Origin of the sequence: Tenacibaculum finnmarkense, from assembly GCF_900239185.1 — a bacterium.
GTDB classification, from domain to species: Bacteria; Bacteroidota; Bacteroidia; order Flavobacteriales; family Flavobacteriaceae; genus Polaribacter; species Polaribacter finnmarkensis.
The window spans coordinates 1-17,499 of sequence record NZ_OENA01000058.1 but is presented as its reverse complement, the minus strand read 5'-3'; the positions used below and the strand labels follow the sequence as shown (position 1 = coordinate 17,499).

Annotated in this window: 8 protein-coding genes; 6 read left to right on the top strand and 2 right to left on the bottom strand. The window is 29.4% G+C overall.

Annotated elements, in window-relative coordinates; genetic code table 11:
- Window position 1: 1 nt before the first annotated feature.
- The 5 genes from AQ1689_RS07910 (at window position 2) to AQ1689_RS07890 (ending at window position 8,891) form a co-directional block, all read left to right on the top strand.
- Window positions 2-2,863, top strand: a complete 2,862-nt coding sequence (locus tag AQ1689_RS07910) for an AAA domain-containing protein (RefSeq protein ID WP_101955732.1) — start codon at window positions 2-4, stop codon at window positions 2,861-2,863.
- A 9-nt stretch (window positions 2,864-2,872) separates the two neighbouring features.
- Window positions 2,873-3,913, top strand: coding sequence for a hypothetical protein (locus AQ1689_RS07905; RefSeq protein WP_101955731.1), 1,041 nt, complete (start codon window positions 2,873-2,875; stop codon window positions 3,911-3,913).
- 10 nt (window positions 3,914-3,923) lie between these two features.
- On the top strand, window positions 3,924-5,408 hold the full coding sequence (locus tag AQ1689_RS07900; protein ID WP_101955730.1) for a phospholipase D-like domain-containing protein: 1,485 nt from the start codon (window positions 3,924-3,926) through the stop codon (window positions 5,406-5,408).
- The gene (locus AQ1689_RS07895; RefSeq protein ID WP_101955729.1) at window positions 5,398-6,978 is read left to right on the top strand and encodes a sigma 54-interacting transcriptional regulator; all 1,581 of its coding nucleotides are present in this window, start codon (window positions 5,398-5,400) and stop codon (window positions 6,976-6,978) included. The genes AQ1689_RS07900 and AQ1689_RS07895 overlap by 11 nt, the downstream gene beginning before the upstream one ends.
- 362 nt (window positions 6,979-7,340) lie before the next feature.
- The gene (locus AQ1689_RS07890) at window positions 7,341-8,891 is read left to right on the top strand and encodes a Fic family protein (protein WP_101955728.1); all 1,551 of its coding nucleotides are present in this window, start codon (window positions 7,341-7,343) and stop codon (window positions 8,889-8,891) included.
- 226 nt (window positions 8,892-9,117) lie between these two features.
- On the opposite strand, the gene AQ1689_RS07885 is transcribed toward AQ1689_RS07890, so the two are convergent.
- Window positions 9,118-9,390 (bottom strand): DUF7663 domain-containing protein, encoded by a 273-nt coding sequence (locus tag AQ1689_RS07885; RefSeq protein ID WP_101955727.1) that lies wholly within the window; start codon window positions 9,388-9,390, stop codon window positions 9,118-9,120.
- Window positions 9,391-9,402: 12 nt separating this feature from the next.
- The gene (locus AQ1689_RS07880; RefSeq protein WP_101914528.1) at window positions 9,403-9,852 is read right to left on the bottom strand and encodes a hypothetical protein; all 450 of its coding nucleotides are present in this window, start codon (window positions 9,850-9,852) and stop codon (window positions 9,403-9,405) included.
- Window positions 9,853-10,743: 891 nt separating this feature from the next.
- Between AQ1689_RS07880 and AQ1689_RS07875 the strand changes: the two genes are divergently transcribed.
- A partial coding sequence (locus AQ1689_RS07875; RefSeq protein WP_180947558.1) for an InlB B-repeat-containing protein occupies window positions 10,744-17,499 on the top strand: 6,756 nt, incomplete at its 3' end.

The window sequence follows — 17,499 nt, the reverse complement described above, 5'->3', positions numbered from 1 at the left end:
TATGAGAGAAATAAAACCGACAAACTTACACCATGCTAATTCAATAAAAACAACTGATAATAATTTTAGTAAAGGTAAAATAATTCAAGGAATAGAATACGGGTTAAAAGAATACGAAAGTTATATAAAAAAAAGTATCGAAGTAATTCAAAAAAATGGAGCTATAAAAATACCTGTCAGAAAAGAAAAAATAAGGTATTATATAAAATTCAGTAATGAAAAAAAAAATAAAAAACAATTTTTTGATAAAATAAACACAGTTTTCATTAACGATAAAAAACAAAAAACTGAAATAATTGATAAAAACGAAAAACACAGTTTTATTGTATTAAAAACCAATATCAATGTAACAACAATTACAATAATACTTAACAACAATAATATATCACTCAAAACAACACCTGCAACTCTTTTTTCTTTAGAAATAGATAATTTAAAAAATAGAGATGCTAAAAAAGTTGAAACAGAATTATTTGAACGAAGTACAGAATTTGTTTATTCAGAACAACCAAAAGCAGACAAAAAAAGCAATAAAACGAATGAAATAAAAATAAAAACAAGAGATTCTATTAATAAACAAATAACTCTTGATACTATTGATAATTTAAATTTCATTTATTTAAAAGCCGATGACTCTCAATTAATAAAGCAAAGAAATGCTATTAAAAGATTAAGGGATAAACCATCTACACATCACACACCAATACAAAAATTATTTGATTTATCTGATAAAGCAAAGCATTACTTTAAAGATAATATAGAAAATTATTCTAATGAAATTGATTTTAAAATATTAAATAAGCCTGAGAAATATGACGGTACAAAAGAACAGCAAAATTTTGTAAGAAATGCGCTACAAACTAAAGATTTTGCTTTATTAGAAGGACCTCCTGGATCTGGAAAAACAACAGCTATTGTTGAATTGATTATTCAATTAATAAAAGAAAATAAACGAGTTTTATTAGTTTCAGCAACACATGTTGCTGTAGATAATGTTATTCACAGAATACTTACTTCTTACAAAAAAGAATGTGAAGGATTAGTTGTTCCTATAAGAATAGCTTCTAATATTGATAGTATTAGAAAAGAAACCGTAGAGCCTTACGAATTAAAAACCTTCATAAAGAAAACAAAAGAAGAAATTTCTAAAAACATAAGAAATAAAAAAAATACTGATAGCGGAAAAACACTATTAGATAGTATTAGCCAACCTAGTGACTACAGAAATAATGACCAAAATTTTGATGATATTATATTAAAATCAGCAAATTTAGTTGGAGGAACTATGATAGGAATATTACAACATCCTGATATTAAAAAAGGTGGAATACAAGAGGTTTTTGATGTGATGATTGTTGATGAAAGTTCTAAAGTAACCTTTCTAGATTTTATTGTTCCTGCCTTATATGCTAAAAAATGGATATTAGTTGGTGATGTTAATCAATTATCTCCTTACACAGAAGATGACCTTATAAGTGAAAATGTTGATATCATCATAAAAGATAATGATGAAAAAGAAAAACTGATTACCGCTTTTCAATTAAATAAAAAGCTAGCTGAACAAGCTGATTGGAATAAAAAAATAGTTAAAATACTATTTTCTACAAAACACAATGAAAATGATTTTGAAGATTATGTAGTTTTTAAACTCCCTAAAAATTTTGAGCCTAGCGACATTAATATCTTAAAGCTAAATAGCGTAGATTTAATTATCTGTGAACCAACGGAAAATCATAAAAAAATTATTGAAAAATATATTTATGTAAAAGCTCAACTATTCGAAGGCTTTATTGATAGCATTTCGTTTAATAACACCCAAAGAAAATTTCATAAAAACAGAAAAAACAATGCTAAAAAAATTGTTTATAATTATGAATTTATTAGTAATCCAACAGAGCAATGGAAAGACACAGTAGGTAGTAAATTAAGTCAAATGTATCAATATCGCTTGGATGAAAATTCAAATTCAGAACTTAAAAAAGAATTTAATTTTCTAGTTCCTGAAGAATATCAAGATGAAATTGAAAAATTAAGAAGAGTCGCATTTCCTTCTATATTGGAGTTATTACAAGTAGGAACTGGTGAAAAACAAAGAGAAACAAAGGATAAAAAAATTTATAATGAAGATAAATTAATTTATAAAGGATTTAATCAATTTAAAGAGATTAAAGATCAAAAATTTCAAACTCTTACCTATCAACATAGAATGGAAGATGAGATAGCTAATCTTTCTAGAACACATTTTTATACCAAAAATGATAAGACCAATTTAGAAACAGCAAAAACTACTAAAACAAGAAATAAAATATTAAACTGGTATAAACCAAATGAAGACTTAGTTATTTGGGTTCAAAACAAAAAAACAGCAACACAGAAAAAAGAGAGAACTTCAAAAAATAAAAATAATTCTGAAAAAATCATAAATTTAGGTGAAGTTGAACAAATAAAAGAAGAATTAAATGAGTTTACTAAACTAGCGCAATCAAACCCAAAAGAAGATAATAGTAATTATGAAATTGCTGTTTTAACTTTTTATAGAGCTCAAGAAACAGAACTTAAAAAAATGCTACAAGACATCAGTCAACAAAAGAAAAAACACAAATTTTTCACCATAAATAATGTTAGTATAACGCTAAGTACAGTAGATAAATTTCAAGGAGATGAAGCTGATATGGTATTACTCTCATTTACAAAAACATCGCAATATGCTCATTATAATAGCCCAAATAGGTTAAATGTTGCATTAACACGTGCTCGATACAAATTAGTTCTTTACGGTAATAATAAATGGCTTTCTGAACACACACAATTACAAGCCCTTAAAGAAATTGCTAAAGAAGTAAAAAATAGAGTTATTAGATAAAAAGAAGACATGAAATTAACAAAAGAAATTACCGTAAACAAATATCGAGTTTTAGCTGACTATAAAGTTAAAATTAAGAAATCTCCATTCATGGCTGTTTTACAATTAGCTTATGAACAAGAAGAAAAATTAAATGCAAAAATACTTCACGAAAATTTATTATACCCCTTATCAATAAATGCTTGTGAAAATTTATTAATACGAATGGCTAGTATGGGGTATTTTAAACTTTATGACGAGCAAGAAAATGAACCACATCTCTATTATTTCCTTACTGAATTTGGAATTAATGCTATTATTACTAAATCATTTTACTCAGAAAAAAATGGTGTTTTAGAAATTTGGACCACTGAAAAAAATGAATTTACATCTGAAATTGTAAAGATAGAAGAATTACCATATGATGATGATAATAAAACAGAAACTAAAAGAATAGACTCACATTTAAATTCTTTAATTAAACCTGAAAAAATAATAAAACTCAACACAGGTTCTTACACTATAGATAAAATTGAATCTCAAATTAAATTATTAAAACAAGCTGAAGAAAATATTACAATTGATTTTAATACGAATAACTATACCATTAAATTAGTTGATTTTATTTCATACGAAAAAGAAGATAAACAAAACATAATTGAATCTATTTTAATAAATGAATTTCATAATAATTATCTTCCTAAAGAAAACATCTTATTAAAATATTTTAATCATCAAGATATTTCATTAATTAGAAATATTAAAATAGAAGAACCAATTTTCAGAGAAACATATTTTAATTCAATAACAATACCTAATATAAGAGTAAACCCAAAAGATTTAAACGATGCAAAAAAATGGTTTGAAGCATTACTTAAACAAAGAATCAATCGTTATTATTTATCTGATGAAGAATTTAATCAATTTGAAAATGATATTGCAAATAAATTTGAACTTTATAAAAATCACCTAATAAATAGTATAAACAGGCAACAATTAATAGAAATATTTGAAGAAGAAGATTTTTATAAAAAAACTAAGTTAGAAACAATAGATTATTTAAATTATTAAAAAAAAAGCAATGAAAGAATTAATATATACAAAAAGTTTCGAAAACAAAAAAGTACTAAATAATATTTTTATTCCAACAGATAAACAATGGATAAGTACGGAGAATGATAATTTATCTGTAATTGAATCTGGTAAAAATGGTGTTTTATTTCATAAAATAATTACTGATATAGAAAATGCTGAAGAAATGATTTGCTTACAGTCTTTTTTAATTCAAGACACCAAAATAATAGATGCTTTATTAAAAGCAAAAAAAGAAAAAGACGTCAGAATTTTTATAATGGGATGTGCTGAAGCTAAATTAGAATCAAATCCTTATGATGAAGAAGATAGTTTTATAACCAAAGAGTACAAAAAAATGTTGGAAATTAAATTTAAAAATAATTTCACATTTAGACAAGCAGGAAATTTACATGCTAAATTTATTTTAATCGATCCTAAAAAAAACTCTAAAGGATACATTTTTACAGGTAATTTTAATGAAAAGCCATTTTTTGAAAATCCTGAATTAGCCGTTAAACTTTCTAACACTCAAATAACGGAGCTATTTAAAATTTTTGTATATCATTTTTGGGAACATACTACTGATGAGCAAACCAATACTAGTCAATTTGATAAAATCAAAAAAATTAATAAATTTAGTCTACCTCATTTATCTGAAATACTTTTAACTTCTCCTAATATCGAAATATCTAACTTAAAAAAAACCTTACTTGAGGCTGTTTCAAAAGCAAAAGAAGAAATTCAACTTTCCACTTTCGGATTAGATATAAAACATGAATTATCACAACGAATTTTAGATAAACTGAAAGCAGAGATAAAAGTAACCATCTATTGTAGACCTAGATTAAAAACTATTAATGATAATATAGATGTACTTGCTAAACATGGTGCTAAAATTGTTTGTCACCCTTTAATTCATGCAAAATCTTTAATTATTGACAATAATGAAGCTTATATTTTTTCAGCAAATTTTGAAGCACATGGAATGGATACAGGATTTGAAATTGGAACAAAATTAAACACAAATCAAAAAAATGACTTATTAAAAATATACACCAATTGGAAAGAAACTTTTCCTTTTGAATACATACATAAAAATAAAATAATTAACACAGATAAATATCAATATTTAAACAAAGATGGGAAACTAACAAGTTTAGTACATATTGAAAATCATGAGAATAAAAAAATCTCAAAAAAAATAACAACACTAAAAGATTTAAACTCATTGTTTCTAATAAAAGAACATCAAGAATTTAATTCAAAACAATTAACAATAGAACTGAAAGCTGAAATTAATAGCATAAATAATTACATCAAAATTGAAACTATTAATACAGAAAGTGAAATAATCGAAATTAAAACAGGAAGAAGTAAAAAACAAAAAACAGAAAAAGTATTATTGTTAAACGCTTCTAAAATAAGTAATATTCCTAATTTTCTATATAAACTAAATGAGCTAGATAAAAATATAAAAGTGTATGCAAAGTAAAAACAAACAAATACTTTTAACATGGGACGCTTTTAATAATGGTTTTATTGTTACTGCAAAGGTTTTAAAATCATTATTATTAGAAAAAAAAATCATTATAAATAAAGTCTATTATTTACAGAATCAGAATTTATCAAATGAAAATTTAGCTGAAATAGATATTTTTTTTGAAAGAAAAAAACACAAAGAAGTTTTAGATAAATTTAATGATATTAGAATTAAAGAAAGATTAAAAAATAATCGGAAAATCAGTGAATCAATAAAACTAGAAACTCAAACGCTTCCTAAATTTGAAAATAAAAAAATCTCAATTAATGGAGTAACTAATTATCAATCTATTTATGATGGTCTGATAAAATTCCTAAAAGAAAATTTTTATAGTAAAGATAATATTGATTTACATATAAACATTTCTCCAGGAACACCGCAAATGCATGTAGTTTGGTTAATGTTAAATTCTGCAGGTTACTTACCTATAAATACAACTTTGTGGTCAAGCCAGTTTGATAAAATTAAAAAGACAACCTATATAGAAGAAATAAAATTTAAACCTAATATTTTTCTAAGTGAATTATTAAAAAAGAAATATATAAGCAATACAATTAAGTTAAACCTAAACGAAACAAGATCTTATAAGAGAAAAGAAGCGGAAAATAAACTCACTTTATTTTCACATATCCCAAATGCATCTATATTGTTATTAGGAGAAAGAGGAACTGGTAAATCGACTTATGTTCGAGAATTAATTTTAAAAAAGTATAACAAAAATTATCCTTTTTCAGAATTAGCCTGTGGTACTTTTACTGAAGAATTAATGAAATCAGAACTTTTTGGATATAAAAAAGGAGCGTTTACTAGTGCAGAAAAAGATAAAGATGGTATTTTATCCAATTTTAAAAATGGCGGTATCTTATTCTTAGATGAAATACAAGATTTATCAAAACCATTACAACGTCAATTAATTCAAGTATTACAAACAGGAAAATATTTACCATTAGGATCAACTCAACCAGAAAAAACAAATTTCAGATTAATAACAGCAAGTAACATTACTTTTGAAAACTTAACAAAAAACAAGTTAGATTATGATTTTTTTGATAGAATATCTAGGTTTATAGTAGAAATTCCTTCTTTAAGAGAATGTCAAGAAGACTATATTCTTAATTGGAAAAATGTATGGAACGATGTCGCAAATTTCGAAGATGCGCCGAGTTTAATCTGGAATGAAAAAATTCATGCTTTTTTGAAATCAAAAAAACTATTTGGTAATTTTAGAGATATGCAAAAGTTAGCCTCTTATATCCTTGCTTTTTATTTTGAAAGTCATAAAAAAGATATTGCTATTGAGAAAGCTATTACCGAATTTGAAAAATGGAATATAGATAAGATAGAAACTAAAGAAACTTATTTTATTAAAGAAAAAACATATAATGAAATAATTTCTCGATTTAATAGAGATTTAGCAGAATGGTCTATTGATACTTATGGTAGTAAAAAAGAAGCTGCTATACATTTAAAACGTTCAGAAAGTATGCTTTCTAAAGACATTAAAATGGACCGATTAAAATAATATGACCTAAAATCATATAAAAAAGCTGTTCAACGTAAAAATTAACTATTTATAAGCATAATTCTACTTAAATATTATTTTAAGAATTGAAATTAAAAATTATTAAAAACTTTAGTAAAACAGATTAAAATATATAATTATTTTAATAACTTTTAATAATTACCTTTAGTAGTATTGTATTTGGTAGCAGATTGCTTTCTTATATTGAAACTTTAGTATATAAAAAGTGATTTGTACATTTCTTATTTTTTAAATCCCATTTTGCGCGTATTTTTTTCAAAATAAACACTTATGCGCGCGTTATTTTTAATTCGCGCATGTTTTTTAATTATATTTGATTATAATTTAAATAACTTTATAGTATGGAAATAATAATACCATTAAATGAAACTTCATTTTTTCAAGGAAGAAATACACCTGAAAGAGGAAAAATAGTGGGTTATGCTGCTATAATAGAAAGTTTAAAATTACCAATACCTTTTCCAAATAGACTATCTCTAATAACTAAAAAAAGCAAAAAATATAATAATGACCATTGGCAAGTATTTCCGACTTCATACCAGCCAGAAGAGACATTGTACAAACAGTTGGTATTTGCTATTAAATATGAAGGGATTAATTTACTATTATTTAAAGCGTTATTTAAAGTAATTACAAAAGACCAAATAAAAGAGATTCTACACATAGAACCATCTGGTCAATATAGTCGAAAGATTTGGTTTATATACGAATGGCTTCAACAAGAACAAATTGATGTAGCAATAGATTTAAAGAAACGTAAATACATTCAACTACTTGACGCTAACATCCAATACACAATAAAAGGAGAAGAATCTGCAAGGCATAAAGTTATTAATAACCTTCCTGGAACGGTGGATTTTTGTCCATTAATTTTTAAAACTGAAAAGCTAGAAAACTATATTAAGGCTAATTTATCTCGAAAAAAAAATACAATTCTAAATAGCATACATAAAGATATATTGCAACGCGCTTCTTCTTTTTTATTATTAAAAGACTCTAAAGCATCTTTTACTATAGAGGGTGAAAACCCTGGGAATAATAGAGCTATACGCTGGGGTAAAGCAATTGGTCAAGCAGGTGGAAACTCATTAAGTATTGCCGAGCTTGAGCGTTTACAACAAATAATTATAGAAAACAGTAGGTTTATAGAAATGGGCTTAAGGAAAGAAGGTGGTTTTGTGGGAGATCATGATAGAAACTCAGGAGAACCTATTCCAGATCATATTTCTGCAAAAGAAGAAGATATTCCTAAATTATTAAATGGAGTAATAGATACAAATACACTATTACAAGATGACAGTTATGATGCTGTTTTAGCCGCTGCAACCATATCATTTGGTTTTGTATTTACACACCCTTTTATAGACGGAAATGGTCGTTTGCATCGTTATATAATGCATCATATTTTAGCTAAAAAGAAATTTACACAACAAGGAGTTATTTTTCCTGTTTCTGCCTCAATTTTAGAGCATATTAATGATTATAAAACTGTTTTAGAATCTTATTCTCATCCATTATTAGACTACATAACATGGAAAGAAACGGAAAATCATAACATTAAGGTCACAAATAACACCATTGATTTTTATCGTTATTTTGACGCTACAAAGCAAGCTGAATTTTTATACGATTGTGTAGAAGACACACTTGTCAGAATTATACCTGAAGAAGTTCGTTATCTTCAAAAATATGATCAATTTAAAAAATACTTAGACAATCATTTTGAAATGCCTGACAAAACAATTGCAATCCTTATTCGATTTTTAGAACAGAATGAAGGTGTTTTATCAAAACGTGCACTAAAAAAAGAATTTTCAGTATTAGAAGAGATTGAAATTATAGCTATACAAACAAATTATAATACTATTTTTCATAAAATGGAACACCTATAAATAAAAAAATCGTTTTTTTTACTCTACAAAATATTACACCACTACTCCACCTCAGTTACCTAGTAATCACTACTATCTGTTTATTACGCTAATATTTATAGGCACCGATTTATCGCGTCTCCACAAGATTATAATAATTATTAAATAACAATCGGAGACGCGATAAATCGCGTCTGTACGATTATGAAAAATTGGCTACCGAAACCCTTATGACGGATTCGATTTCTTATTTTCTGTTGTATTTTTTTAAAATCATAATTTTTAAATTGAATATTATGTTTACGAGCAAGGCACTAGTACTGTAATCGGTATGAATATGTAAATCGGGGATTATAGATGTTCTATTTACTTCAATTAAATCTTTAAAATCTAATCCAGCACTTGGGTACCAGGCGATGTTTGGCTCTTCGGGTAAACGTTCTAATAAGGCATTAAATACTACTTTTGATTTTGGTGTTTTCCCTTCAAATAATGCGGCTAATTTATTTATTTTTTTCATCTCTTTTTTTAGCTATTTTTTTTTGTTTTTTAATTTAATTATAATCTTCTTCGGTTTTATCCCCAAATCATTGAATAGTTCTTTACAGGAAATTTGCGAATCCATTGGTACTTGTTGCTCTAAATTCAAATTAATTAAATTTTCAAGTGTATAAATATTTTTGAATGACACTATTTTTGGTTTTGGATTTTCTAAGGATGGATCAATGTAAACTATTGATTTGCCTAATACTTTGTGAATAAACTGAAAACCGAAACAAAAACCAATAAGCACTACGTTCTCTTCACCAACGAGTTTTTTTATAGCATCTAATCTATCTTTCATATCGCCCTTTTCATATTGATTTCGGCAATTTATTATTGCTGTTAATTCTTCTCTATTTTCATCAACTTTTGACGAATCTATAATTTTTAAGTATTGACCATTACAATAATCTCCTTCATTAAATTTGTATCTGTTCATATTTTAGTATTTTAAAAGGTGTTTTTAAGTGTTTTCAGTAAAATAACAACGTAAATTTTTCATCTTACAATACCTACATACTAAAACTTTTATCTTCTGAACCAAATTGGAAAGTTTTTTTATTTATTTTTAATAATTTACTCAATACAGTACGTTTTTTTATCAATTTTAAGATTAAAACACCCTCCAGAACAACACATAAACAAATAATAATCAGATAACTAAACAAAGAAGCACGCATTTAACAAACCTATTATATATCTAATTTTACCAAGCTAACTATTTTTTAAAATTAAAGTCAAATACGCACCTGTCATTTTCTGTCTTTTTTTTAAAAGAAATAAGTGTTGTTTTAATAAAAAAATTATAAAATTAGCACAAATGCCTAGCCCCGATTGTAGCAATTGTTTGAGCTCTTTTTTATTTTTTTGTTTTAAAAAAATAAAAAAAGCGAGTGCGGAAAGCGGGAAATTGCTTCAAAAAAAAAATACTACTACAGTGGTTAATTTATTTAAAATTATAAATAGCTCTCAAATAATCGAATTTGCTACTTGACTGATTTCCAATAGATAAACCAACTGTTTAATTTACGGTTTTCTTAATAAAAAGAATAAAATCAGCTACTTATGATAATAATCACACAACAATCATTTAAAAAAACAACAATTTAACAAAACCAAGTTGTAATTTCGCGCGAAATTAAATTTTCACAAAATGAACCTTTTTCACTCAAAAAAGACCCCTCTGTTAATTGCTTTTTTGCTGTCTATCTTCTATAGTTTTTCTCAAATTCCGAGTTACTATAAGACAGCTAATCTTATTGAATCTGAAACTACTGCTTATTACCCACCTAAAGTTTCACGAGCATTAAGAAGAACTCCTATAACAATCATGATCAACGAAATTGATGTAGATCAAAAAAGTCGTGATACCAATGAATTTATCGAATTGTATGACGGTGGCACAGGAAATACCTCTCTAGATGGCTATAGTATTGTGCTATTTAACGGTGGTAATGATAAGAGTTACAAAACCATCGACTTAACAGGGCATAAAACAACTGCCGATGGGTATTTTGTAATCGGTAGCAGTACCGTTGTAAATGTTAATTTCACGCCTACTAAATTTAGTCTTCAAAATGGTGCCGATGCCATTGCTTTATACCATGCTGATGCTAGTGAATTTCGTAATGGTTCATCTATAACGACGACCAATTTAATTGATGCAGTTGTATATGATACCGATGATAAAGACGACACTGGCTTATTAGCATTGCTAAACGGCAACCAACCTCAAATTAATGAGCACGGGAAAAAAGATAAAGAAAATCATTCTTCGCAACGTGTTATTAATGGTAGCGGCGGTTTAAGAAACACCGATACTTACACACAGGCAACTCCTACGCCTGGTGCCGAAAATACTGACGGTAGCACTACTCCCCCTACAAATACCGATACAGAAGCACCTACTGCTCCTAGCAATTTAACGGCTTCAAATATTACAGAAACCCAAGTAACTTTAACATGGGAAACAGCTACTGATAATATTGGGGTATCGCAGTACCAGATATTTAATGGAACTGTAAATTTAGGGTCAAGCACCAACACTACTTTTAATCTAACAGGATTAACCGCCAACACAACCTACTCTTTTACAGTAAAAGCGATGGATGCTGCCACTAACAGTTCGCTTGCTAGTAATACTGCATCTGCTACAACTTTAGAGAGTACGACTAATAATATGCCTATAACAATCATGATTAATGAGATTGATGTAGATCAAAAAGGGACTGATACCAATGAATTTATTGAATTATATGATGGTGGCGCAGGAAACACTTCTTTAGACAATCATACTATTGTACTGTTTAATGGCGGTAAGGATAAAAGTTACAAAACTATCGACTTAACAGGTTACAAAACAACTGCCGATGGTTATTTCGTAATTGGTAATAGTACGGTAGCGAATGTAAATTTAGTTGAATTTGCTAAAAATGGAATTCAAAATGGTGCCGATGCCATTGCTTTATACCATGCTGATGCTAGCGAATTTCATAACGGTACCCCTATAACAACTACCGATTTAATTGATGCTATTGTATATGACACCAACGACAATGACGATGCAGGCTTACTAACACTACTAAACGCCAAGCAACCTCAAGTTAACGAAAACGCAAAAGATGATAAAGACAGGCATTCGTTACAACGTATTGTTAACGGTAGCGGAGGTTTAAGAAATACCGATACCTACACACAGGCAAGACCTACGCCGGGGAAAGAAAATACTACTGTTTTTCCGATACCATCTTTAACAACCATTACAATAGCAGCAGCAAGAGCCAAAAATGATGGAGATGAAATACAGGTAAAAGGAATATTAACAGTTACCGATCAATTTGCGGGAGCGGCTTATATTCAAGATGCAACTGGTGGAATCGCAATTTTTGATAAAGATGTACACGGAAAAGGAAAGTTTAAAATAGGCGATGAAATTACCGTTCAAGCTTTTAAAGCTACTGATAAAAGCCAGACTCAACTAATAAACATTGTTGGTATTTCAAATCATGGAGCAGCAACAAATCCTATAATTCCGAAGGAAATCACCTTAAATGAATTAGCTGCTCACCCTGCGGAATTGGTGAAAATTTCAAACCCTATATTTCCTAGCCCAGGAAATATGTTTTTTGGGAATTCGAATTATAAAATATTTGACAATAATAACAATACCGCCAACTTAAGAATAGATATTGATGTAAACGGAATTACAGGTTTAGCACAGCCTCAAAGCTGTAGCGAAATTACAGGTGTTGTAGGAAGATATTATAATTTTCAGTTAATCCCTCGATTGACTAGCGATATAAACTGCGCCAAAAAATACCAGCATCCACCCTTAGATCATGATAAAATTTCCAAAGATAAAACCTTAGATATTGTTACTTGGAATATTGAATGGTTTGGAGATGAAAAGAAATCACCCGCTGCTGGCAACCCAAATTCAGATGAAATTCAGAAGGAAAAAGTAAAACAAGTATTGCTTAATTTAGATGCTGATATTATTGCTGTTCAAGAAATTATCGATATTGATTTATTTAAAGAACTTATCGCTGAATTACCTGCTTACGATTTTATTTTATCCGATGCTGTTTCGTATCCTAATAGCATTTCTGGAACGCCTCAAAAATTAGGTTTTATCTATAAAAAATCAGTAGTAAGCCTTAAAAGTAGTAAGGCTTTATTAAAAACAATTCATCCTTATTATAACGGAAACGATGAAAGTGCGCTTCAAAATTTCCCTGATCCGAAGAAATCTAGATTTTTTGCAAGTGGTCGATTGCCTTTTTTAATGACCGCCGATATTACTATTGACAACCAAACAAAAGAAGTTAATTTTATCGTTTTACATGCCAGAGCAAATACCAGTGCTGCCAAAGCGCAAAGTAAGTACGATATGCGTAAATACGATGTTGAAACACTCAAAAAAGAGCTTGACGCTAATTTTTCAACAAAAAACATTGTTTTATTAGGTGATTATAATGATGACGTAGATCAAACAGTGGTAGCCAACGATGTAATTGGTGATGCAACTACCTACGATGCTTTTGTACAAGATGCTAGTAATTATACGATTGTTACAAGCGCTTTAAGCAAGGCAAATTTCCGCTCTTATGCCTCTATGGGAAACATGATTGATCATATTACCATTTCTAACGAACTTACCAATAATTACCTATTAGGTTCTGAAAAAGTACACTATGAATTTTACAATAATCTGTACGAAAAAACAACTTCTGATCACTTCCCTGTTTCTGTTCGTTTACAACTTACTGATGTTGTTGAAGCTCCTGAAGTAATTATTAAAATAGCCGATGCAAGAACCAAAGTTAGTGGCGAAATAGTTAGTATCACAGGAATTTTAACAGTTGCGGATCAGTTTGCAGGATCGGCTTATATTCAAGATGAAACTGGTGGAATTGCTATTTTTGATGATAAAATTCACGGAGAAGGAATATTTAAAATAGGCGATCAAATTACTGTAAAAGCAACAAAAAGCACGCATAATGGGCAAATTCAGTTAATCAATGTAATTTCTGCTGTAACTAGCACAACCGCAGTAAACCCTATAATTCCGAAGGTAATTACACTTGCTGAATTAGCAAATCATCCTGGTGAATTGGTTCAAATTTTGAATCCTAGTTTTCCACTTCCAGGGAGTATGATTTTTGGAAATTCAAATATTGAAATTACCGATGCCAACAATAATAAAGCACAAATAAGAGTTGATGCTGATGCAAAAGAACTTACCGGTTTAGCACAGCCAGAAAATTGCGACCAAATTACAGGTGTGGTAGGCAGATATAATGCTACGCTACAACTATTACCAAGATTAAAAAGTGATTTAAGCTGTGCCAAGCAATATGAGCACCCAAGTTCTGTAAATGATGCTATTTCCAAAGATAAAACCCTAGATATTGTTACTTGGAATATTGAATGGTTTGGAGATCAAACCAACTCGCCTGCAGCTGGCAATCCAAATTCAGATGAAATTCAGAAGGAAAAAGTAAAGGAAGTATTGCTTGGTTTAGATGCCGATGTAATTGCTGTTCAAGAAATTGCTGATATTATTTTATTCAAAAAACTTGTAACTGAATTACCTGCCTACGATTTTATTTTATCGAATGCTTTTTCGTATCCTAATAATACTACAGGAACACCTCAAAAATTAGGTTTTATCTATAAAAAATCAGTAGTAAATTTTAAAAGCAGTACGCCTTTATTAAAAGCAATTCATCCTTATTATAACGGAAACGATGAAAGTGCTATTCAAGATTTCCCACATCCTACGAAAGCTAGTTTTTTTGCTAGTGGACGATTGCCTTTTTTAATGACTGCCGATGTTACTTTAAACAACACTACAGAAGAAGTTAGTTTTATCGTTTTACATGCCAGAGCAAACAATAATAGTGATGCTCAAAACAGGTATGATATGCGTAAGTATGATATCGAAGTGCTAAAAAAAGAGCTTGACACTAATTTTTCAACAAAAAATGTCGTTTTATTAGGTGATTATAATGATGATGTCGATCAAACGGTTGTAAGGGTAAACACAAGCACATCTACCTATGATGCCTTTATACAAGACCCCACTAATTATACCATTACAACAACAGCTTTAAGTAAGGCTGGTTTCCGTTCATATCCGTCTTTCCCTAATCTGATTGACCATATTACCATTTCTAATGAGCTTAACGACAATTATTTGTCGGGTTCTGAAAAAGTGCATTATGAACTTTATAACAATGAATACACCAAAACAGCTTCCGATCATTTACCTGTTTCTGTACGTTTGAAATTTATAGGAAATTATACTGTAAAATACATCGCAGGAAATAACGGAAGCATTACAGGAAATTTAGCTCAAACTATTGAAGAAGGAAAAGCAACATCCGAAGTAAAAGCAATTGCCGATGCAGGATATGAATTTGTAAAATGGAGCGATAATAATACTTCTGAAACGAGAACCGATATCGCTGATGCTGATAAAGAATTTACAGCAGAATTTGTGAAAACTGTAGTTGTCGTAAAAAATTATACTGTAAAATACACCGCAGGAAACAACGGAACAATCACAGGAGATTTATCACAAACTATTGAAGAAGGAAAAGCAACATCACAAGTAAAAGCGATTGCCGATACAGGGTATGAATTTGTAAAATGGAGCGATAATAACACTTCTGAAACCAGAACCGATATCGCCGATGCTGATAAAGAATTTACAGCGGAATTTGTGAAAACTGTAGTTGTTCTTAAAAATTACACTGTAAAATATACCGCAGGAAACAACGGAACAATCACAGGAGATTTATCACAAAACATTGAAGAAGGAAATTCAACATCACAAGTAAAAGCAATTGCCGATGCAGGATATAAATTTGTAAAATGGAGCGATAATAATACTTCTGAAACGAGAACTGATATCGCTGATGCTGATAAAGAATTTACAGCCGAATTTGTAGCGATTGTAAAAGTCGTGAAAAATTATACTGTAAAATATACCGCAGGAAACAACGGAACAATCACAGGAGATTTATCACAAAACATTGAAGAAGGAAATTCAACATCACAAGTAAAAGCTATTGCAAATACTGGTTATGAATTTGTAAAATGGAGCGATAATAATACTTCTGAAACGAGAACCGATATCGCCGATGCTGATAAAGAATTTACTGCGGAATTTGTGAAAACTGTAGTTATCCTTAAAAATTATACTGTAAAATACACCGCAGGAAATAACGGAACGATTACAGGAGATTTATCGCAAAACATTGAAGAAGGAAATTCAACATCCGAAGTAAAAGCAATTGCCGATGCAGGGTATAAATTTGTAAAATGGAGCGACGGTAATACTTCTGAAACGAGAACTGATATCGCTGATGCTGATAAAGAATTTACGGCGGAATTTGTAAAAACTGTAGTTGTCGTTAAAAATTACACGGTAAAATACACCGCAGGAAATAACGGAACGATTACAGGAAATTTATCGCAAACTATTGAAGAAGGAAAAGCAACATCACAAGTAAAAGCAATTGCTGATGCAGGGTATGAATTTGTAAAATGGAGCGATAATAACACTTCTGAAACGAGAACTGATATCGCGGATGCTGATAAAGAATTTACAGCGGAATTTGTGAAAGTAATTGAGAAGTTCACTGTAAAATATACCGCAGGAAATAACGGAACGATTACAGGAGATTTATCGCAAAACATTGAAGAAGGAAATTCAACATCACAGGTAAAAGCAATTGCTGATGCAGGGTATGAATTTGTAAAATGGAGCGACAATAATACTTCTGAAACTAGAACTGATATCGCGGATGCTGATAAAGAATTTACTGCGGAATTTGTGAAAGTAATTGAGAAGTTCACTGTAAAATACATCGCAGGAAATAACGGAACAATTACAGGAAATTTAGCTCAAACTATTGAAGAAGGAAATTCAACATCACAAGTAAAAGCAATTGCCGATGCAGGGTATGAATTTGTAAAATGGAGCGATAATAATACTTCTGAAACCAGAACCGATATCGCTGATGCTAATAAAGAATTTACAGCGGAATTTGTGAAAACTGTAGTTGTCCTTAAAAATTACACTGTAAAATACACCGCAGGAAACAACGGAACAATCACAGGAGATTTAGCTCAAACTATTGAAGAAGGAAAAGCAACATCACAAGTAAAAGCAATTGCCGATGCAGGATATAAATTTGTAAAATGGAGCGACGGTAATACTTCTGAAACGAGAACCGATATCGCTGATGCTGATAAAGAATTTACGGCTGAATTTGTGAAAGTAATTGAGAAGTTCACTGTAAAATATACCGCAGGAAACAACGGAACAATCACAGGAGATTTAGCTCAAACTATTGAAGAAGGAAAAGCAACATCCGAAGTAAAAGCAATTGCCGATGCAGGGTATGAATTTGTAAAATGGAGCGACGGAAATACTTCTGAAACGAGAACTGATATCACCGATGCTGATAAAGAATTTACGGCGGAATTTGTGAAAGTAATTGAGAAGTTCACTGTAAAATATACCGCAGGAAATAACGGAACGATTACAGGAGATTTAGCTCAAACTATTGAAGAA